Genomic DNA, 20,664 nt, shown 5'->3' with positions numbered 1-20,664 from the left:
TATTTAAGTCATTATTAATCACTATTACCTTCCATAAGCAGAGTTGTTGAACATGTATTCATTGCGTCTTTTAATCACAGTTGTGTTGTTTGCAAATACAATACTCTTTAGTGCTTGCTCGACATCTTCGTTTTCGTACTCTGAGGAAAATAAAAATCTACAGCGGTCTCAGCAACAAGTGATTGCCCCGGGACTAAATTACCTTGAAATTCACAAGGGGCAGGCTACGGGCTACTTTGTGTTGAGCAGTGACATTGTTTCTCTAGAAGCGGCCAACTTATTAAAACTAAAACTTGAAACATTTAACGCAACTGTTGCCAACTCAAGTGAGCAAACGTCTCAGCTTGTCTCTGTTATCAAACCGGTTGAAAAAGGCCCTAACGGTAATGACTTAGGTCGACTGGTGACCTTTGGTCAATTTGATACTTTGAAGCAAGCAACGGCCATGCAAGCGGAACTCGATGCTATTGGTTTACATTTTAAGCCAACTCACAGTACCCAAAGAAGTGCAGGGGCAGGCAAACAACAAATCAGCATACTTGAGCTAGCGCCAAGTGTATTCGAAGGCCAAGTTATTTCAGCCTTAGCTAAAGACAGTGTGTTAGATATTCAACAGACGTCAAAGATAGCTCAGAACAACGCCGCTGTTGCCGCAGTTAATGGTGGTTTTTTTGCTTTTCAAACACATCAAGGCTTAGTAGGCGATCCCGCAGGAATAGCAGCAGTTGACGGCACCTTAGTGAGTGAAGCGGTAAACGGCAGACCAGCATTACTGCTGAGTAATACGCCGGCTTTGTCGCTGGATATATTAGAAAATGTGCATACCCATTTAGCTATGCGTATTGATGAACAACAATTTCAAATAAGTGGTATTAATCGCCAAGCAGGTAAAATTTTTAATTGCGGGCAGCGAAATGGCGATAAAACCATGACCGCTATCCATGATTACGTGTGCTCGGAGACAGACGAAATAATTATCTACAATCACTATTTTGGAAATCTCGAGGTTATCTTAAAGGAGCAACAGACATTCCAGTTCTTTTTAGATCACAACAACAAGGTCTATTTTACCCCACCATTGGCCGATTCTGTCTTGCCTAAAGGACATCGTTTGGTGAGTGCGTCTGGCAAATACTTCAATATTTTCAAACAAATGGTTAAGTCAACTTCACGTATCAATATTACGCAGCGTATTTGGAGTGATGGGGGTGAAGTAGTTTTGGAAAAAGGCATGTACATTATTAACGGTGGTCCTACGCTGTTAAATGGCGGTAAAACCCAAGTAAGTCAACGTGCACAGCAGGGCTGGGATATTGCACCTGTGAATATAGGCACTGCCGCAGTTGATAGCAGAGATGAAATTAGTCAAACCGAACAAGCAGACAACAGCAGAGTGAATTTTTATCAAAATTGGATATTACAAAGACATCCAAGGACAGCCGTTGGGATCACTGAAACAGGCACAGCGTTGTTTGTTGTCGTGTACGGGCGAGACCCATTATTAAGTATTGGTGCGTCGGTGTCGGAAATGGCTGACATTATGAAAGAACTAGGTGCGGTTAAAGCGATTAACCTTGACGGTGGAGGATCGAGTGTGATGGTAATTGAAGGTCAAATTACCGGAAAACCATCAGACACGAATGGAGAAAGAGCTGTGGCAGAAGCACTGTTATTTATTGCTGTAAAGAAGGTATAAAAGTGGAAAACGTGATTACAAACCAATTTGAAGGCAAAGAGCCCTCAGCGGGACAAGAACATTCAGCTGGAAAGAAGCCAGTAGCGCAACAAGAGCCAACAGAGCAACTATTTCTAGGGATCGATGGCGGTGGTACCAAATGTAAAGCTGTATTGATGTCTAGCAACAACGATATTCTGGGAGTGGGTGTGTCAGGGCCAGGTAATCCCGTATATGGTTTAGAAGAAGCGATTCAGTCAATTGAAAACTCTGCTCTTATGGCGGTTCAGGACGCAGGATTGGATGCCAAGGTGTTAGGCGATTTAATCGTTGGTATGGGGTTGGCAGGAGTCAATGTTCCTAGCCATTATCGAAATATCATGGCGTGGCGACATCCCTTTAAAAACATACATTTAGCGACAGATTTGTTGATTGCAAGTATGGGAGCCCATAACGGTAGCGATGGCGCTGTGATAGTAGCGGGAACAGGAACCTGCGGCTTTTCCTATGTTGCTGGCAAGACCAGTATTTTAGGTGGTCATGGGTTCCCTCAAGGTGATAAAGGCAGCGGCGCTTGGTTTGGCTTAAAGGCAATTGAGCAAGTTTTACTGACACTGGATAATATTGCTGGGCCGACACTATTGGTCGAGCTTGTTTTGCAGCAACTTAACGTTAAAACGGGACAGGAAGTAGTGGAACAAGTGGTCGGCAAGTCGGCTTCATTTTTTGCTCAATTTTCAGCAACTGTGTTCACTGCCGCAAATTCACAAGACAAAACCGCAATGGATATCGTGCAGGAAGGCGCGAAGTATATCAGTGAGATGGGCCTTAGACTTATCGGCACTCAGCCTCCTCGAATCTCACTTATTGGTGGCTTAGGTCCTTCGTTATTTCCTTGGTTAGATGACGTCATTAAAGGCCAATTATCTCAACCTATCTCTCCACCTGAAGTGGGTGCTGTGCTGTTTGCAAAACAACAAAGCCAGCTCAGTAGCAATGTAGGATTGTTGAGAAGTGCTATCTAGGTGGATAAAAACGAATATGGTTTTTTCAAAACAGAATATAAACCACTAATTTGTTCGCCAAGCTAATCACAAATAAAAGAGTAAATAATATGGGGCATTCAGCGCTAAAAAGTCAGAGTACATTTGTTCCAATGCTGGTTGTTGGCATACTTTTTTTCATCTTTGGGTTTGTGACATGGCTCAATGGTTCACTCATTCCATTTTTGCAGATAGTGTGCGATTTAAATGAATTTGAAGCCTTGTTTGTGACCTTTTCTTTTTATATCGCCTATACGGTTATGGCCTTGCCTATGTCGATTATCCTTAAAAAAACAGGTTATAGAAATGGTATGGCCATTGGACTGGCCATTATGGCATTGGGGGCCTTGTTGCATATACCAGCGGCAATCAGCGCCAATTTCATGTTTTTTTTGGTGGCTTTATTTGTGTTGGCGGCAGGTTTAACAATTCTGCAAACCGCCTCTAATCCCTACATTGTTTATTTAGGCCCTGAAGAAAGCGCGGCGATGCGCATCAGTATTATGGGGTTAGTGAATAAAAGTGCAGGGGTATTAGTGCCTATATTATTTACCTCGCTAATTTTAGCCGACATGGGGGATGTGTCAGCCAACACTTTGGATGGCTTAGACGAGGTAGCTAGAAATCAACGAGTCTTTGAGCTCTCCCATAAACTGATTGTGCCTTATATTGTGATGGCCATTGCTCTGGCCTCATTAATACTTCTAGTTAAATATACTCCCTTACCTGAAATTGAATTTTCCGATACTAGTACTCAAGAAAATACTTCAAAAACATCGATATTCCATTTCCCGCAAACTGTCTTAGGGGCCATTGCTTTGTTCTTTTACGTCGGTGTTGAAGTGATCGCTGGGGATACCATAGGACTCTATGGCACCTCATTGGGTGTGGATAATTTTGCCGGATTAACCTCATATACAATGGTCTTTATGGTGTTAGGCTACTTAATTGGTGTAAGCTGTATACCGCGATATATTTCTCAACAAAAGGCGTTGCTAGGATCGGGTATTGCCGGCTGTATTTGTATTTTTGGAATTGTATTCTCATCAACTGAATCCACCTGGCTTGCGGCTATTTTATGGGGCTGGAGCGGCTTACCTGTCATACCTAATTCGATTACTTTTGTTGCCTTAATGGGCTTGGCTCACGCCTTAGTGTGGCCATCGGTATGGCCATTAGCATTGAAAGGGCTTGGCAACTATACGGCTCAGGGATCCGCACTACTTATAATGGGGATCTCAGGTGGGGCTATTTTGCCATTGTTGTTTGGAAAAATATCTCATGAAATAGGAGATATTCAATATGCCTATTTTATTGGATTGCCTTGTTATTTGTATATTTTATTTTACGCACTTCGAGGGCATGCAATTAAAAATTGGGGCAAGTCTGTAAGGTGACTGTTCGCATCCTGTTGTGTGCCGTTTATCGGTTTATTTCGACCATTATTTATAAGGTTTTAAGATGAAAAGTAAGTTAACTGTAATAGCCGTGACATTGTTAGTGTCTGCATGTAATTCCACGAAAATTAGCAAAGTTGAGGTAGTTGAACCGTCTCATCCTAAAAATATAATTATGATAGTGGGTGACGGTATGGGGCCTGCCTATACCAGTGCCTATCGTTATTTTAATGATGATCCCAATACCTCAGAAATTGAAGACACAGTATTTGACCGAACTCTAGTTGGGATGAGCAGCACTTATCCAGCCAAAGTGTCTGGTGTAGTAACTGATTCTGCCGCTGGAGCTACAGCGCTGTCTGCGGGAGTCAAAACCTATAATGGTGCTATCGGTGTTGATGTGAATAAACAACCAGTAGAAACCGTTTTAGAACGAGCTAAAAGTCTAGGTAAAAAGACGGGTGTGGTAGTAACTAGTCAAATTAACCATGCGACTCCTGCCAGTTTTATGGCCCACAATGTCAAACGTAGTAACTACAATGAAATTGCAGATAGCTATGTTGAAAATCATGCTAAATACGATTTTGTGTTAGGTGGTGGTTGGAAGTTCTTTTTAAGAGAAGATAGAAATTTGATTACAGAATTTCAAGACTTAGGTTTCCAATATATTGACGAGTATGCCGGTTTAGCAACATTACAAAAAGATAAACCGGTAATCGGTTTGTTTGGTGATGTTGGATTACCTTGGGCGTTAGATGATAGTGATCCTTCGCGATTAAAAACAATGACAAAAGCCGCTATTGAGCACATTGAAAATGAGCAAGGTTTTTTTATGTTGATTGAGGCTAGCCAAGTTGATTGGGCAGGTCACAGCAATGACATTGCTGCGGCAATGGGCGAAATGCAAGACCTAGCAATGACACTGGAATATTTGGAACAATATGTGGCGACCCATCCTGACACCCTTGTGGTGCTCACCGCAGATCATAGTACTGGAGGTTTTACCCTTGGTGCTGATGGGCAATATAGCTGGTTCCCTGAGGTGTTGAAAACGATACAGCATTCCCCCAGTAAAATTGCTGAAAAGCTTGTTGATACTGAAATTACACAACAATACGTTGATGAATTATTTGGTTTTACATTGACTGAAGCAGAACTGGCGCAACTCGAAGAAGCCAAGGAGCCTACTAAAGAAAAACAACAGTTAGACTCAAAGGGGAATCCCTATGCCGATTCATCAGCGAATATTCAGAAAAAAGCTTTATATGCAGCCGCTAAACACATAGTGGATAAAAGAACGATTACAGGTTGGACGACTGGTGCTCACACAGCAGTAGATGTTCCGGTTTTTGCATTTGGTAGTCAAAGCGATATTTTTAATGGCCTTATTACTAATACCGAGATTGCGAATAAGGTGTTTTCTTTGTTGGGTGAAAAATAACGGTACTTAACAACCCTTATGGGTAGATAAGTAAGTCACCATAATTGCATTGATATCGATGGGGCTTTCGTTATTTACATGACAAAAACGGCCAAGATTATTTAATTTTGGCCGTTTTTTTTATTCAAACTATTACAAAATAGAAGACGTCTTCCCCTTTGCGTTAGTTTAGGGTTGATGGCTAAAGTGACACCAATAGTTAAAGCAAAGCGGATACCGATTTAGAGACGTTTTCAGCCCCTTCTTGTATTTCTGTTATCACCGAGGCAACTTGCATTATTTGGTTGTTATTTAATTCGGCGTTTTCTTTTACTAACCCCATATTTTCGGTAACGGTTACCGTTAACGCTTCGTTTTCTTGAACCACTTGTTCAATCTCTACCGTTGATTGACTGGTTCTTGCTGCTAATGACCTGACTTCGTCCGCTACTACCGCAAAACCTCTTCCTAAGTCTCCTGCTCTCGCGGCTTCAATAGCGGCATTTAGCGCGAGTAAGTTGGTTTGGTCGGCAATACCTTTGATTGTCGAAACTATGGTGGCGATATTTTTGGATTGTTCATTTAAACGTTCTAACAGCGCATTGGTTTTAGTGATTTGTTCAACGATACCGTTTGAGTCTTCAACAGATTTTGTGAGTAAGTCAGCGCCATTGATTGCTATTTGTGCCGTTTCTTCAGCGGTTGAAAAAGACAGTTCTGCCGCTTGGGTAATGGCCATATTGCGCTCTTCACCGGCCGTGATATCCGAGGCAAACTTGATTACCTTTTCTACCACACCTTTGTCGTCAAATATTGGGTTGTAAGACGCTTCTAACCAGACTTTTTCGCCTCTGGCGTTTTGTCTTTCAAACTGCCCTGATTTAAATTCGCCCTGCGCCAATTGTGTCCAAAAATTGGGATTTTCTGTGTAGAATTTGTCATAGCAGAACATTCGATGATGTTTACCTTTAATATCATTAAGGTTGTAACCCACCACATTTAAAAAGTTTTTGTTGGCTGTAATTATTTCGCCGCCTGGGGTAAATTCAATCCTCGTCATTGAACGGTCTAATGCCTGGTTAACACTATTAAGATCTCTTATGTTTTCAGTTTGAACCGTTACGTCTGAGGCAATTTTGTATATTCGTGTGAGTCTACCGTCGTTATCGAGAATCGGGAAATATGTCGCTTCAAGCCATACCGATTCACCATTTTTTTTATGTCTTAAAAAGGTTCCAGTTTGTTTATTCTTCAAGGATAGTTGACGCCAGAACTCTGCATATTCTGGGAGTGCTATGTAATCTGTATCGCAAAATATTTTGTGATGTTGCCCGGTCACTTCTTCAATGGTGTAACCCATCAGATCCAGAAAACTCTGATTAGCCGAAAGTATTGTGCCATCTGGGGTAAAAGAGATGGTTGCAATGTTTCTTTCAATTGAGTTAACCATTGCTGTCAAATCCATGACCTTTTTAACAGAATCATCCAATTCTTGCGTGTTTCTCTTAAAAAACATCTACTGCTCCGATTTGAGTAATTAACTTCATCTAATGATGTTAGTTACGCGGATCTAAACACTGTTAGGTTCTCCCGGCAATACGACTAAAGACTAATTGAAATGTAGTCGCTGATTATTATTCGACTCGGTGTTTTTATTATTATGTTTATTTATCAGATGGTTACGTTTTTTCATAAAGCATGGAAATAAAATTATTAATTAACTGCTTGGTCAGACTATTGGTCAATAAAGTGAATGTTTAATACACCGCTACAGCAGGTATGACTAGGCAAGAATTGACCAATGACTAAACAAACAGCCAATTTAAACGTCAATGGCGAGAAGTCTTTTCAACATTTTTGGCTGATTGCAAACTATATGTAAAGAGTTTTATACTTGATTTACATAATCAAATGATAACGTTTACATATGAAACTCTATTACTTCATTGCTTTGCTTTTTTTGTTCGCATGTTCTTCACATACAACCGAGTCTAAGTTGCCAGAATCTAAACCTGCAGTTTCGGTCATGGGTGAACAAGTAACCACAACTGGTCGCTATTTCGATTACGTTCCCACGCCTTCTATTTTAATTTTTTCTGAAACTCGTGATTGGCGTCATGAGGAGGGAATTGCCGGTGCAACTCTGGCTATTATGAAAATTGCAAAGGAAATGGGGCATGGTTATTTCACCACTGAGCACAGTGGTATTTTTAACGATAACGATTTAGCTCGTTTTGATGTCGTTGTTTTTAATAATATGACCGGTGATTCATTAACTCCTGAGCAAGAGGCCGCTTTTGCGAGATGGCAGTCTAAGGGAAATGGTAGTGTGTTAATTCATGGTGCTGGTGATTCGTCACATCAGGATTGGGGGTTTTACCACAAGGAACTGTTAGGGGCGTTGTTTGTCAGCCATCCAATGTCACCACAATTTCAAGAAGCTCGGGTTGAAGTCTTAGCCCCTGCCCATCCGGTTATGGAAGGAATGCCCAGTGAATTTATGGCGATTGATGAATGGTACACTTTTGAATCGCCGCCAAGTGAAGATTTTATCATTCTAGCTGGCTTGGATGAAAGTACTTATAGCCCAGTGAACAAGGTTTACGGCGAGCGCTCTGATTTACGAATGGGGCCTAATCCTGCTGATCATCCTATCCTTTGGGCTCGTTGTATGGGTGATAATCAAGCGCGTTCAGTTTTCACCGCCATGGGACATCGCTACGAAACCTATGAAACTAAGGAAGCCTTGTTATTATTGAAAAATATGCTGAATTGGGCTGCTAAGAAAACCGATCCTCAATCAATGGGATGCAATAAATAAGCGTTATTTTGATTGACGAAAATTGATTAGCGTAACTTGATTAGATACAGCCTAAAAACACTCATGTTAGGCTGTGCTTAATGGCTGGTTTTTCAGGCGATATCTATAAGTCGTACATCAAATATCAAAACTGCATTTGGACCAATTTTATTGCCAACACCGCGTTTCCCCCATGCGAGTTCTGGGGGAACAACAAACTCAAAACGACTTCCTAGAGTCATTAACTGCAACCCTTGTTGCAATCCCGGGATAGCTTCTTGCAGAGTAAAACGGTCGCTAAACCCACTTTTATAGGTGTCGGCAATCACACTGCCATCAAAATTCAAAATACGTTGATTCACGACTACTTCATTTTGCATAGTGGGAGAGGGACCCTCTGACGTCTCTAAAATACGATACATCAGCCCCGAATCATCTTGAATAACGTCAGGTTTGTTAGCGTATTTTGCGATAAAGGCTTCGCTTCCTTTGCGATTTTGACCTCTAGAGCCTTTGTTGAGTGCCTTTTTATTTTTTGCCATCGATTCTTCTTTTTAATTTAAATGCTATTACAATGGTTTAATTTTACAGCTCATTATTCTTTGGATTTTGCCCAAGGTTTGGGATCAAGCAAATAACACTGTTTAAACTGTTCGTATAGTTTGGGATGGTGACGTTCAAGTTGTACAGGTTTCTCAAAAAATGTTTCTGTGACAACGGCAAAAAACTCTGCAGGGGAAGTGGCGCCATAGCTGTCAATCACGTCTTCATCGCCATCTGCCCACTTTTGTTGTTGCACTTTGAATTCGGCATTGAGTACTTGCGACCATTGTTGATATTGCTCTGGAGTGGGTAACAAAGGTAGTCCGTCCATTGCTGCATTTTCCTCATCTAACTTGTGGGCAAATTCATGCATCACCACATTGCGCCCATCTCTACTGTCTCTGGCTCCTTGTAACACATGATCCCAAGCTAAAACTATTGGACCTCGATGCCAAGATTCGCCGGCTCGGGTGCTGGTATCGGTAATCTGTAACATACCTTCGCGTCGAGTATTTTTGGCCACGTAGCTACTAGGATAAACTAATATGCTGCGAAATCCTGGATAATAATTGCCTGGTCGGTTGAGTATTAATATGCACGCTTGAGCGGCGATTAGCAGCCTCACTCTATCCGTTATTTCGAGGCCGTCGCGACCCACTATATCTTTCTCGTCTAAAAATACCTGGATATGCCCTGCTAACTTGCGCTGCATGTCATCTGGCAAGCGTAAATACAAAGGAAATTCACTTTGCAGAATGTTGAGGTACTCAGGAGGTAACGGTTGGGCTCTTAACCGCTGGCGTTTAAATTCACGCTTTTTTAAATTGTGTTTCTTAAGGTAAAACCAAACTAACATAATTAAAAAAGGCAAACTCAGTAAACAATATATAAGATTTTGGCGCATAGATTTTTTGTTGGTAATAGAGTGTTGATTGCTCGCTATACACTATAGATGTGCGAGTTTTTGCGGTGGATATTATTGGCGTTATTCATGACATAAACTTTTTAGTAGCAACTTTAAACTTTGACGATGAATATCGCTAAAATTTTGTTTTTCACTAAAGTTGTTCAGTATAAGTCGTGCGTCGTCGAGTTGCGATGGATCTAAGTCTTCCGAAAATCCCATATCCCAAGATTCCATTTCTCTGGCTCTGGTTTTCTCTGCCAATAACACGCGAATATTGGTATGTCTGATATCTTCGCATATGAGGTTAAAGGTGAACTCAACTTTGTCTTGTGTACCTTCTAATATCTGTATGAAATGCTCAGGCAGTTCTACTAACAGACCGGTGATGCCATATTGGGCATTATTTTTTCGCGCCTTACACAGAATTTCTTCCATATCACTTGGTGTAAAAGTCTCTATTTTGTCACTTACATAGATAAGTTGATACATGGTAACCACAAGATTTGGTTATTAAGGAAGCAACACGGTAAAACACTCTGCCCACCGAAGCCATTATTTTCGACTTTTTTAGGTGTTTGGGCCCCAATCCAAAGGAAATGTTCGTGATTAAACAATTATGGTTTTTTTGGTCGTGTCTGTGTTGATTGCTTAGGAGGAGCGATAGATGGGTAACCACCTATTTATTTCTCTGATACTAACATAGTATATCTCACTACTCAGTCACAGGCAGTTTTCTCGAAATGAATCAAGATACACATTCCACACCTAATAACGGCTTACTTTATAATACTAAAGGCAAAGTATCCGTTTGGGTTTCGCAACATCCTTATGCCGATATCCCCGATGAATATTTTGAGGAGAGCTTTTTCAAAAAAGGCACAAGAGCGAAAAATACTTGGTCAGACAATTATAAAATTCGATATTTTTCTCCAGAGTTTATGGAAACTAATGGTGCTCACACTGGCACCATTGATATACATGAAGCGGCTGGTGGTTGTTCTTGCTCAAGTTCTTTTATTGTGAATTTGATGAGTAAAGCCAAAAAAATCAACATGCTGCAAGTAACTTGGATTATCTTACTGTTTGAACAGCAATATAGTGTTAAAGCTAGTGGTGTTTCCGAGGATGAATACACAACTTTTTTAGGGGCTTTTAATTACGATGCCGCTAGTGAAAGTTTGTTTGCAGAAAATGAAGCTGAGTGAGTACAAAACAATTACTTAATTGTGATGGTTTGTTGCTAAAAAATAGAGTCAGTTTTATAACGTTAGCATTATTAAGTTGAAGCGACTGAAATTTGCGACCAAGTCTATTTGTATTTTTTAGTTGCACCCATATCATTGGGTGTATGAAGCCTAATTTACTTTTCAAAGACCCACTCAAAAATTGCACGATTAACTGCAATCTAGCTTTGTTGTTGCTGGTGTTCTTGTCGGTATCGTTTTTTAACGTTGCGCAATCCCGCGAACTGGCGTCTCATGACAAAACACCTTACTTTGGTGATTTTGTTTGTATTGCTGACAGTGCTTCTGAAACGGATTCAGATGATCATGACGCTACCCTACCTTATGCAGCAATCGCAAACTTCGGTAGCGCTTTTGGTTATGTAGATGCAAGCTACACAGTCAATTATTTTACCCCTTGCTACCTAAGGCCGCACACTCGCGCTCCACCAAAAGTCTCTATTTAAACATCTTTCAAGTCTGCAAAGTATTTTGCAGGTAGTTTTATAGATTTTTTTTGGTGAATAAAAATGAATACTTTTAAAATAATTCCGACTGTGGAAAGCAGTATTTCTTGTGCAAGCATGTCAGATCTAGCCCTGACAAATATAGATATCAATAGCCCCGCAGAATACCTAGTTAATGATACTAAATGTGTTTTATCACAAATGATCTCTCCCGATACTAGTATTGATGAAGCGCTGACCATAATGAAGCTGAGTAATAAAAGGTCAGTGCTTTATGTGGGTGTTGATTTGAAATTATTGGGCGTGATAAGTGGTGTAACTTTGGTGAGTCGAGTGGTGCTTATGGTGGCAAAAAGAAAAGGTGTGGCAAGGGCTGATTTAACCGTCGCAGATGTCATGAATTACACTTATAAGATGCCTGCCATACATAAAAATCAAGTGCTTAAAGCCCGTGTTGGTGATATTAAACAAACCATGGAATCTCTCGGGGTGGCACATATTCAAGTAGTGGATGAAAACAACAAAATATGTGGAGTCATTTCTTCAACCGATATAAGTAGGGTGTTGCATGAGCCTGTTTATATTAATGCGACAGCGCATTCCTTTAAGGACTTTTTTGATGTGTTGCACGAACACGAAGAGTTGGTTTAATGCAGTAATAAACTAAAATACCCTGATAGTTGGGGAGGCTGCAATAAGCTCCCCTATTCTTAATTATTAATAATCAGGGAGTATTTTCTAAACCCTATCTAACATTGATATTGTATTAAGTAAGCAGTGGGCAATAATCAAAGGCCATAGGTTTCGACCAAAACAAACGTAACCTATCCCCATAGCGAGTCCAATTAACCCGACAGTAATCGACCTATCAGATATATCGTAAGAATGCCGAAAACCAAAAATACATGCTTGTAATATCACTGCGATTAATGTTGCAATCCAATAACTACCCAGTGCTCGTTCAATCCAATTTAACATAAATCCTCGGTCTAGCAGTTCTTCCAACATTGATTGCACCCAAATGAAAGGAATGATGCTGAAAAACAGAGGCCAATTACCTGATAGATTGCCAAATTTAGAGGTGGCCTTTTGATTCGACATATCAGCGGCTGTTTGTAAACCTAGCTGTTCTTTAAGGGTTTGAAAAATAACAATTGAAATAATGGTGAACGCAAAAATAAAGGCGGTGGCAAACAAAGTCTTTTTATAATTTTCGGGCTTACATAACCCCAATTCTTTCCAAGAAATACCGCGTATCCTCATTAAAATCGTAGCCACAATTAAAGTAGTCAATGACCAAAAAAGACCGTTGGCAATAAAATTAAATTGAGAAAAATAGACTTCTCTTATCAAAAACATCACCGCTAGATAGATGATTAAATCAACGCACAAAATCCAAGGATATCTAGTGTATGAAAATTGTGTTGCGCCTTTTGGTTTTTTGGAGTACATCGAGTCAAATCCGAGGTTTAACTGTTAGCAACGATGTTTTGTAGCGCTTTAACATGCTCGCTGTAAGCGATACGTCCGTCTGATGTTAATGACAGCCAAGTCCGTTGCCGTCCCATTTCCTTACGTTTGGTTAAGCGCACATAATTTGCTTCTTCAAGTGATTTTAGATGTTTAGAAAGCACGGAATCACTGACCATCAATTTATCACGCAATACTTTGAATTCGAGTTCGCTTGTTAGGGCTAATATGGCGCATATCTGCAGTCTATGTTGGGCATGAATCAGCGGATTAAAATTAGCACTAGTCATGTTTGTTAATGCCTGTTTTATAATCACCCGATGGGAAACGGTGCATAACATAACCCAATGTCACAGCGGTAATCATTGCTCCTGCGTAGGATGCCCACCAAATGTCCTCCTTGGACAACTCCCGGCTAAACACAACAACGGCACCAAAGCCTATTGCCAACAACACGCCGAACACTAATTCTGAACGACTTTTCGGTGCCACCTTAGGTTTTACACCTAAAAGGCGGCTTCTATATAGGTAAACTCCTACACCAATACAAAACACAATGGCCGATAGAATTACTCCTAAAATCCACAAGTTATCGTGTCGAGACGAAGCCCAAGAGAAAATCCCCATACCATAAGAGCAAGATATAATAATGTTGAGCCATAGCGGGGCTCTAAGGGAAATTGTTGTGTCTTTTTCAATCTCAGCCAATGACTCTAAGGTCGATTTAGCCTCGGTGACTGAAATATGTTGCGTGTTCTTAGTCATAGTGAATCCCCATTTACTTTCCATCTTGGAAAGTAATGTAACTTACACTTTCCATAGTGGCAAGTTATAATTTTCCGCTGTGGAAAGTAATGTTAGGGTTTACTCAAAATAGGACTAATTTAGCGGTGTATTTATTCGCTATATTGACCGCTTAACCCTGTATCAGGCCTTTTAAAGATTTCTTCTAATTGTTGTTCGATATTGCCTTATTGTGTCACTGCGAATTATCACCAAACTAACAAGTGTTGCAGGCAGTGTTACCTGCAGAGGATGGAGTTATGTATAAATATTTAATGAAGAGCCTATTGCTGTTTTGGCTGCTAGTTGCGTTGCCGGCGAAAAGTCAGACTATTAATCTCATTGAAGGTATAAAAATTAAAAATGGCCACCACGATGAGGCATTATTCTATTACAACAATAATTGGCGTGCCCTTCGTCACAAGGCATTAGAGCTAGGCTATATACAGTCATTTGAATTCATAGAATCTAGTTTAGAGGCTCCCTTAGAATTCGATATTTTGTTGATTACCAAGTACGCGAACCAAAGCGATCAAGAGCAAGCTGAAGCGCGCTTTGAAGCGTTCATCGCTCAAAGTGGAGCTGTAAAACTGCTTAATAACATCCAGCCTAACGAGTTTAGGGAAAGAGTGTTTGTAGCGTCGGGTAAAGGTTTACAGCAGCAACAGTTAAACTCGTATGAACCTCTAAAAGAAATCTTGGTGGACGGGCTAGCGCACCCATGGAGCATGGCATTTTTATCTGAAGATGAAGTGTTGGTCAGCGAAAAAGACGGTCACCTACTCAAAGTTAATTTGCTAACAAAACATAAGTCAGTGATTCAGGGGTTTCCTGAGGATCTTGCGAATAATATTACTATTGATGCGTCGCAGTACGAACCAGGGATTTATCCCAGCTCTTTAAACGGCAGGACGGGTAGTTTTAACATGGGGATCTTTGACGTGGTGCTCGATCCTAATTTTGCCGATAATCAACTGGTGTATGTTGCGTATGCCGCTCAAAAAAGCGATAGCTTTACGACAAAAGTGATCAGGGCGACGCTGCAAAATGACCGCCTAGTAGACGTCAAATCAATATTTGTGGCTGATCCTTATACCCCTGGCGCTTGGCATTTTGGAGGCGGCTTGACCTTTGGAATAGACGGTAAATTATATATCACTATTGGCGAACGCCTGTTCAACGAAGTGAATCAACCGGATATGCCAATAGCGCAAAACCTAGCTGACAAGCGCGGCAAAATTCACCGAATTAATCCCGATGGTTCGATCCCATTCGACAACCCTAAGTTTGCCAACAGCACTGCAACTAGCATTTATGCAGTGGGGATTAGGGCTGCGCAAGGTTTAACTGTTGATCCCAGCACTGGGCATATTTGGTTTTCAGAACACGGCACTCATCAAGGCGATGAAATCAACCTTTTACAAGCGGGCGCTAATTATGGCTGGCCGATAAAAACTACTGGTACTTACCGCCACAAAAACTATACGCCTCCTACTTTGTCCGATCGCACTTTCACTGATCCGGTTTGGTACTGGCGTCATACAGTAGCACCTACAGGGTTAACCTTTTATACGGGCAACGAGTTTCCACAATGGAAAAATGACCTGTTCGTTTCTGGCCTCAGTCGCGGCAGCCTTTGGCGACTGAGAATAGTTGATAACAGCATTAAAGCTGTTGAGGAGTTGTTTGTTGACGATAGAGTTCGCTCCAGAAAAATAGTGCAAAGTCCCGCCGGCAAGTTGTATCTATTAACAGATGAAGATGACGGCAAAATTATTAGTATAAGGAAAAAATAACCATGAAAAATACTCTAATGATACTCATTTTTTTGTTGCTGACCTTTAGTGTTAATGCACAGAAAAATACTCAGTTGACAGATATAGAAGCCATCACAATTCCCTTACAAAACTACCTAAGCGGGCATATTAAAGGGGATAAAAACGTTCTTGGTAAAGCCTTGCATAGTGAGGGAAAACTAAGCTATTTACGTGATGGAAAGTACGCAAAGTTAGAATTTTCAGATTACCTCAGTAGAATGAAATTGCGTAACAAAGACGACTCAGTCGAGCGTATTCCTTATATCAAAAGTATCGATGTGACAGGCAATGTGGCGGTAGCAAAGTTGGTTTTGGATTATTCGAGTATAATCTTTACTGATTACATGACCTTGCTAAAAATTGCGGGCGAATGGAAAATCAGCAACAAGATCGCCTACTCGGTGCGCGACCCCAAAAACAATAAAACTCGAATCACCAATATTACTGAAATTATGGCGCTATTGTTACGTTATGAGCAGGCTTTGAAAAGCGGTGACCCAAAAGATCTGGCAGGTATTTTTCATGCTGAAGCTAAGATTATGTCCAGTGAAAATGGCAAGTTTAGGGGGGTGACTCTTAATCACTTTAAAGATAGGTTTGCTCAAAAGACCTCTAAAGCTCCAGTGTTGATAAGCCACAAAATTCAAAGTGTAGATGCCTTTGGGGATGCAGCTGTTGCAAAAATACAACTGAATTATCCTAATTCAACTATTACCCATTATTTGTCATTATTGAGAATTAATGGACAATGGCAGGTAGTGAATAAAGCTATTGATAAAAATTAGTTAGGATTTTAAATGGCTGTGCAGCAATCAATGAATTTTATAAAACTTAGCAATTCACCATGGAAATGGCAGGTGATTGGCTGGCTGCTGTATTTTTTGTTGATGTTTTTAACCTTTTTACCTAGAGATTCTGAAGAATCAATTGCTTACATTTTTTGGGTGAAATCGTTGCGTACGCTGGTAGGTTTTTCTCTGAGTTGCTTGTTATGGCTGATTTATCGAAAACTTATAACAAGTCCATCTATGCCAAAAACGGTATTGATTGTAATTATTGCTACTGGTTTATTTGGCATAGTGTGGACTGCATTAGAAACCTTATTTTTTGGGCTTACGTTGCCCAACTATGATTTGATGGGTTCGCTGCAATATAAACCAAGAGTGGCGTTAACCTATATGGTGACTCTCTTGGCTTGGAGCGCGATATACTTTGGTATCGAATATTGGAAACAAGTACAAGTCGAACATCAAAATGTTCTACATGCCAAAATTTTAGCCGAAACGGCTCAACTTGATATGTTGCGATATCAAGTCAATCCGCATTTTTTGTTTAATGCGTTAAATTCAATTCGCGCCTCTATTAGCCCAGATAACCCAGTGCCCAAACAAATGATTACGCAACTCTCTGAATTTTTGAGACATTCTTTAATGAGTAAAACCAGTAATCAGAATACTTTAAGCGAAGAACTTGAAGCGGTGGAAAATTATTTAGCGATTGAAAAGGTTCGCTTTGAAGAAGCCTTAGAAGTGGAGTTACACATAGACGAGGATGTAAAAAAAATTTTGATTCCGTGTTTTATACTTAACCCATTAGTAGAAAACGCCATTAAACATGGGTTTCAAACCAGTCCTGAAGTCTTAAAAATAAAAGTCTCTGCGGTGTTAGAAAACAACGTATTGGTTATTGAGGTGAGAAATACTGGCACTCTGAATATTGATAAGGATAAAGAAACAACAACAATTGGCTTGAATAACGTACAACAACGCCTTGAGAAACAGTTAGCAAACGCTGGGTCTTTCTCGCTGCATGAAGAACAGGGAGAGGTGGTTGCCAGAATAGAGATCTTACAGTTATGACTTATCGGGCGCTGTTAGTCGACGACGAAAGATTGGCTCGCCAAGAGTTGCGGGAGTTGCTATCCGATTTTGAAGATATTCGGATAGTTGGTGAAGCAAAAAACTTGACTGAAGCTGTCAACATCATCAAGGGTGAAAAACCTGATGTGGTGTTTTTAGATATTCAACTGCGCAATGAAAACGGTTTTGATTTGCTCGAAAAAGTGGAGCATAACTTTAAACTGATTTTTGTCACCGCTTTTGATGAATTTGCGATTCGCGCGTTTGAAATCAATGCCTTAGATTATCTACTTAAACCAGTGAACCCCAAAAGACTACAGGCTTCTATTGATAAACTGCATAAGCCAGATGCAGGGGTGTTACCAGAACAAAAGCTTAATATTGAGGACCGTATTTTTTTAAACTTGGGAGAGCATTCACAGTTTTTACAAATCCAGCATATTTCACATATTTGTGCTTGTGGTGATTATAGTGAGGTATTTACCACAAATGCAGCAAGTAATGCGCTTTTGGTAGAAAAGTCTCTTAAAGAATGGCAAACTCGTCTTCCTGGTAAGTTTTTTGGGCGAATTCATCGTTCAACTATTATCAACATTAGCCAAATTGACTCTATTGAGACACTCCCTAATCGTACAATGGAGCTCAGTTTAAAAAACAGCAGCCGTTTATTTACAGTCAGTCGACGTTACGCCAGTAAATTTAAACAACAATTTTCATAAATTTAGTCATAAACACTTACCCCAGTTTCAATAGAAAGGCTGGGGTGAGCTCTTTTCATTTTTTGCGGTATTAATGAGTCGGCACAAGTCGTAAGGTGCTTTGGGTATTAGCCGCCACATTGGCTTCGCTAAAGTGCTGTTGTATGTACTGCCCTTTAATATAGGACTCTGCTTGGTCGTGGTAATGTTGATCAAATAACACGCCACTTTGCCCCACAGGATTAGTTCCAAGGGCCTCGCTTGGCTGTGCAAAGTCAATCAAGCGCCGTGTCGACGGGCCATAAATCACTTGCCAAGGGGCAGGCCCCAATTTATGTGATAAGTTATTCGGGGTTTCGTGTCCACCTGGAGCGGCAAATTGCCCCACGTTAAATAATTTATCTAAAGGTTTTTGTTGGCCTAATGGATGTCCATGGGTGAGAGTATGGACTGCTCCCCATTTCCAATTTTCGGTATTGACTCCTAGTGTCGCGCGTAAATGTTCTAAACTTGCTTGCCAAGCCAAATTGACTATTGCAGCGCGATCTTCAATATCAGCGGTGTTGCGGTTATCCCACCAAGCAGACTGAGCGTCGGCGGCCAAACGTGGTAAAGCAAAGTCGATGACACGGGTTTTGAGTAAGGTTTTAAAAGAGTCCTCGCCCATTTCGTCTTGCATCGCCTCATAGGCCAACTGGTATACCAACTGATTAAATAGGGTTGGTGCGATGTCGTTAATCTGGTGGTCTCCATTCCAATTACCTAGTAACTGCAGCAATTCTTGTTCATGTGTATTCGAATTGACTCGTATTAATGGTAATAAAGGTTTAAGTAAACGCTGTGCATATCCGCTGCCTGCATCGAGTTGTAAAGCCTGGCTGTTTTTTGTGTCCCACTTCGCATCATTATCGGCTAAGCGTTGGTTGAGGCGAATGCCCCGGGCGGGCAGGTTATAGTAGCCAGGCACTTCAATACCACTGTCTGGCACAGGTTGGTAGTTAGCTGACACTATATAGCCACGGTCTGGGTTTTCTTCTTGAGGATTGGCACTAAAAGGCAAAAATCCTAGTTTATCCGATTCAGAACTACTGCCATCCAATATAAAATTAGGATTCACTCCTTTTGGGCGCAGCGGCAGTTTAGCTGCCGCCCACCAACCTATGTCTCCTTTGGCATTGGCCCAGACTATGTTGAGGCCAGGAGCATGAATCTTTTCACTCGCTGCCCGCGCTTTTTCGAGGGTTTCAGCGCGATTAAGTTGGTAGAAACCTTCAAGGATTGGGTTCTGTGTCTCTAGGAATGCCCACCACATAGCAATGGGGGTTTTGTCTGCCTGGTCGCCTAGCGCATCATTGATAATTGGGCCATGAGGAGACCGGCGCAATGTGAGTGTGACTGGTTCGGTACCCTTAACTTCAATTTGCTCGCTACGGCTCTTTAATTCTACCCACTTGCCTTGATACCAAACTTGATTGTCATTGTCGGGGTTGAGTTTCTCGGCGATAAGATCGATATCGTCGTTTTGAAACATTGTCAGGCTCCAGCCAAAATCTAAGTTATGTCCTAAAGAAGCCGTGGCACTAAGGGCTTGATGATGACCGTAAAGTTCAAAACCGGGATAAGACAAATGCGCTTCGTACCACACTGACGGCACCGCAAACCCAATGTGGGGGTCTCCCGCCAATAAAGGTTTACCGCTAGCAGTACGACTGCCTGATACTGCCCAAGCATTGCTACCTTCAAACAAGGCTAAACCACTATCCGTCACTGCTTGTTGGCTGAGCTGTGCAAGTTGATTGAGGTTTTGCCAATCATGGGCTAACAATTGTGGTGCGATAACTCCCGTGGGGTGCCAATCTAAATCAAATACCTCAAGATATTCGCTACCTAATTGATCTCGTATATAGGTCAATACTGGCTCGGTTCGAAACGCCGCGGCAAAACTGTAGGCCATATAACCTGCAACACTTACCGAGTCCTTAGCAGTGAATGGGCGTTTTTTAATGCCTAGAATGTCGAACTCTAATGGAGCAGGATGGTTGTTCTGATATTGGTTAATACCATCTAAATAGGCTGCTAAGGCCTTGTTTGCAGGGGTATTTACATCCATATTTTTAGCATAGTTATCCGCATGCTCGCGTATTCCTAGGCTACGAAATAACTTATCACTGCTGAGCAATTTCGGTCCCAAAATAGCGGCCAGTTCCCCTCGCGCTAAACGCCGCACCATTTCCATTTGAAACAAGCGATCTTGGGCATGGACATAACCAAGGGCTCGATACATATCGGATTCGTGCTGCGCTTGAATATGCGGTACACCGCGTTCGTCATAGCGCACAGTAACTGGCGCTTGAAGATTGGACAAAGTCATTTCACCACTGCGCTGTGGCTGTTTGTTAAAGATATACCAAGCCCCAAGGGCAACGATGAGAGCAATAATTAAAATAAGGATTTTTAAAAAACGCGCCATGGGAAGAGTCTATTGTTTGTGATTGATTAAATAATCCTAACATCAGACCAGTGATTCACGCACCAATTTTGTGCGCAGCATATGGAGTGGCA

20 protein-coding genes are annotated in these 20,664 nt (G+C 41.1%); 12 read left to right on the top strand and 8 right to left on the bottom strand.

What is annotated here, in order from left to right; genetic code table 11:
- Positions 1 to 52 precede the first annotated feature (52 nt).
- The 4 genes from KO534_RS10070 to KO534_RS10055 all read left to right on the top strand — a co-directional run bounded on the left by KO534_RS10070 (position 53) and on the right by KO534_RS10055 (position 5,556).
- Complete coding sequence (locus tag KO534_RS10070; protein ID WP_215929527.1) at positions 53 to 1,696, top strand: phosphodiester glycosidase family protein; 1,644 nt, start codon at positions 53 to 55, stop codon at positions 1,694 to 1,696.
- A 2-nt stretch (positions 1,697 to 1,698) separates the two neighbouring features.
- A complete protein-coding gene (nagK, locus tag KO534_RS10065) occupies positions 1,699 to 2,700 on the top strand; it encodes an N-acetylglucosamine kinase (RefSeq protein WP_354667922.1) in 1,002 nt (333 codons plus the stop codon).
- An 89-nt stretch (positions 2,701 to 2,789) separates the two neighbouring features.
- Complete coding sequence (locus KO534_RS10060) at positions 2,790 to 4,115, top strand: sugar MFS transporter (protein WP_252732070.1); 1,326 nt, start codon at positions 2,790 to 2,792, stop codon at positions 4,113 to 4,115.
- A gap of 64 nt (positions 4,116 to 4,179) precedes the next feature.
- Positions 4,180 to 5,556: an alkaline phosphatase gene (locus tag KO534_RS10055; protein ID WP_215929526.1), complete on the top strand. Its 1,377-nt coding sequence runs from the start codon at positions 4,180 to 4,182 to the stop codon at positions 5,554 to 5,556.
- Positions 5,557 to 5,755: 199 nt separating this feature from the next.
- On the opposite strand, the gene KO534_RS10050 is transcribed toward KO534_RS10055, so the two are convergent.
- The gene (locus KO534_RS10050; RefSeq protein ID WP_215929525.1) at positions 5,756 to 7,051 is read right to left on the bottom strand and encodes a methyl-accepting chemotaxis protein; all 1,296 of its coding nucleotides are present in this window, start codon (positions 7,049 to 7,051) and stop codon (positions 5,756 to 5,758) included.
- A 411-nt stretch (positions 7,052 to 7,462) separates the two neighbouring features.
- Between KO534_RS10050 and KO534_RS10045 the strand changes: the two genes are divergently transcribed.
- Complete coding sequence (locus KO534_RS10045; RefSeq protein WP_215929524.1) at positions 7,463 to 8,356, top strand: ThuA domain-containing protein; 894 nt, start codon at positions 7,463 to 7,465, stop codon at positions 8,354 to 8,356.
- Between the two features lie 92 nt (positions 8,357 to 8,448).
- Here the strand turns inward: KO534_RS10045 and KO534_RS10040 are convergent, their stop codons facing one another.
- The 3 genes from KO534_RS10040 to KO534_RS10030 form a co-directional block, all read right to left on the bottom strand.
- The gene (locus KO534_RS10040) at positions 8,449 to 8,877 is read right to left on the bottom strand and encodes an FKBP-type peptidyl-prolyl cis-trans isomerase (RefSeq protein WP_215929523.1); all 429 of its coding nucleotides are present in this window, start codon (positions 8,875 to 8,877) and stop codon (positions 8,449 to 8,451) included.
- 53 nt (positions 8,878 to 8,930) lie between these two features.
- Positions 8,931 to 9,734, bottom strand: coding sequence for a zinc-dependent peptidase (locus KO534_RS10035; protein ID WP_252732069.1), 804 nt, complete (start codon positions 9,732 to 9,734; stop codon positions 8,931 to 8,933).
- 129 nt (positions 9,735 to 9,863) lie between these two features.
- A complete protein-coding gene (locus KO534_RS10030) occupies positions 9,864 to 10,274 on the bottom strand; it encodes a BLUF domain-containing protein (RefSeq protein WP_215929521.1) in 411 nt (136 codons plus the stop codon).
- Between the two features lie 251 nt (positions 10,275 to 10,525).
- Here KO534_RS10030 and KO534_RS10025 point away from each other — a divergent pair, with 251 nt between their 5' ends.
- The 3 genes from KO534_RS10025 (at position 10,526) to KO534_RS10015 (ending at position 12,126) form a co-directional block, all read left to right on the top strand.
- Positions 10,526 to 10,990: an immunity 22 family protein gene (locus tag KO534_RS10025; protein WP_215929520.1), complete on the top strand. Its 465-nt coding sequence runs from the start codon at positions 10,526 to 10,528 to the stop codon at positions 10,988 to 10,990.
- Between the two features lie 143 nt (positions 10,991 to 11,133).
- Positions 11,134 to 11,475, top strand: coding sequence for a hypothetical protein (locus KO534_RS10020; protein WP_215929519.1), 342 nt, complete (start codon positions 11,134 to 11,136; stop codon positions 11,473 to 11,475).
- A gap of 63 nt (positions 11,476 to 11,538) precedes the next feature.
- A complete protein-coding gene (locus KO534_RS10015) occupies positions 11,539 to 12,126 on the top strand; it encodes a CBS domain-containing protein (RefSeq protein WP_215929518.1) in 588 nt (195 codons plus the stop codon).
- Positions 12,127 to 12,213: 87 nt separating this feature from the next.
- Here KO534_RS10015 and KO534_RS10010 read toward each other — a convergent pair whose 3' ends face one another.
- The 3 genes from KO534_RS10010 to KO534_RS10000 are packed head-to-tail and all read right to left on the bottom strand — an operon-like array spanning position 12,214 to position 13,710.
- Positions 12,214 to 12,927 (bottom strand): CPBP family intramembrane glutamic endopeptidase, encoded by a 714-nt coding sequence (locus KO534_RS10010; RefSeq protein ID WP_215929517.1) that lies wholly within the window; start codon positions 12,925 to 12,927, stop codon positions 12,214 to 12,216.
- A 17-nt stretch (positions 12,928 to 12,944) separates the two neighbouring features.
- Entirely contained in the window at positions 12,945 to 13,235 is a 291-nt protein-coding gene (locus KO534_RS10005; RefSeq protein WP_215929516.1) for a transcriptional regulator, read from the bottom strand.
- Positions 13,228 to 13,710: a hypothetical protein gene (locus tag KO534_RS10000; protein WP_215929515.1), complete on the bottom strand. Its 483-nt coding sequence runs from the start codon at positions 13,708 to 13,710 to the stop codon at positions 13,228 to 13,230. Before KO534_RS10000 ends, KO534_RS10005 begins: the two co-directional genes overlap by 8 nt.
- A gap of 278 nt (positions 13,711 to 13,988) precedes the next feature.
- Between KO534_RS10000 and KO534_RS09995 the strand changes: the two genes are divergently transcribed.
- From KO534_RS09995 to KO534_RS09980, 4 genes are read left to right on the top strand one after another with little or no spacing between them, the layout of a single operon-like run.
- Positions 13,989 to 15,524 (top strand): PQQ-dependent sugar dehydrogenase, encoded by a 1,536-nt coding sequence (locus KO534_RS09995; RefSeq protein ID WP_215929514.1) that lies wholly within the window; start codon positions 13,989 to 13,991, stop codon positions 15,522 to 15,524.
- Positions 15,525 to 15,526: 2 nt separating this feature from the next.
- Positions 15,527 to 16,330, top strand: a complete 804-nt coding sequence (locus KO534_RS09990) for a nuclear transport factor 2 family protein (RefSeq protein WP_215929513.1) — start codon at positions 15,527 to 15,529, stop codon at positions 16,328 to 16,330.
- A 12-nt stretch (positions 16,331 to 16,342) separates the two neighbouring features.
- A complete protein-coding gene (locus KO534_RS09985) occupies positions 16,343 to 17,404 on the top strand; it encodes a sensor histidine kinase (RefSeq protein WP_215929512.1) in 1,062 nt (353 codons plus the stop codon).
- The gene (locus KO534_RS09980; RefSeq protein ID WP_215929511.1) at positions 17,401 to 18,123 is read left to right on the top strand and encodes a LytR/AlgR family response regulator transcription factor; all 723 of its coding nucleotides are present in this window, start codon (positions 17,401 to 17,403) and stop codon (positions 18,121 to 18,123) included. The genes KO534_RS09985 and KO534_RS09980 overlap by 4 nt, the downstream gene beginning before the upstream one ends.
- 70 nt (positions 18,124 to 18,193) lie before the next feature.
- Here KO534_RS09980 and KO534_RS09975 read toward each other — a convergent pair whose 3' ends face one another.
- Positions 18,194 to 20,572 (bottom strand): penicillin acylase family protein, encoded by a 2,379-nt coding sequence (locus KO534_RS09975; RefSeq protein ID WP_215929510.1) that lies wholly within the window; start codon positions 20,570 to 20,572, stop codon positions 18,194 to 18,196.
- Positions 20,573 to 20,664: the final 92 nt, after the last annotated feature.

The organism is Paraglaciecola arctica, from assembly GCF_018861065.1.
Lineage (GTDB): Bacteria > Pseudomonadota > Gammaproteobacteria > Enterobacterales > Alteromonadaceae > Paraglaciecola > Paraglaciecola arctica_B.
This window is presented reverse-complemented; position numbering and strand designations above follow the sequence as displayed.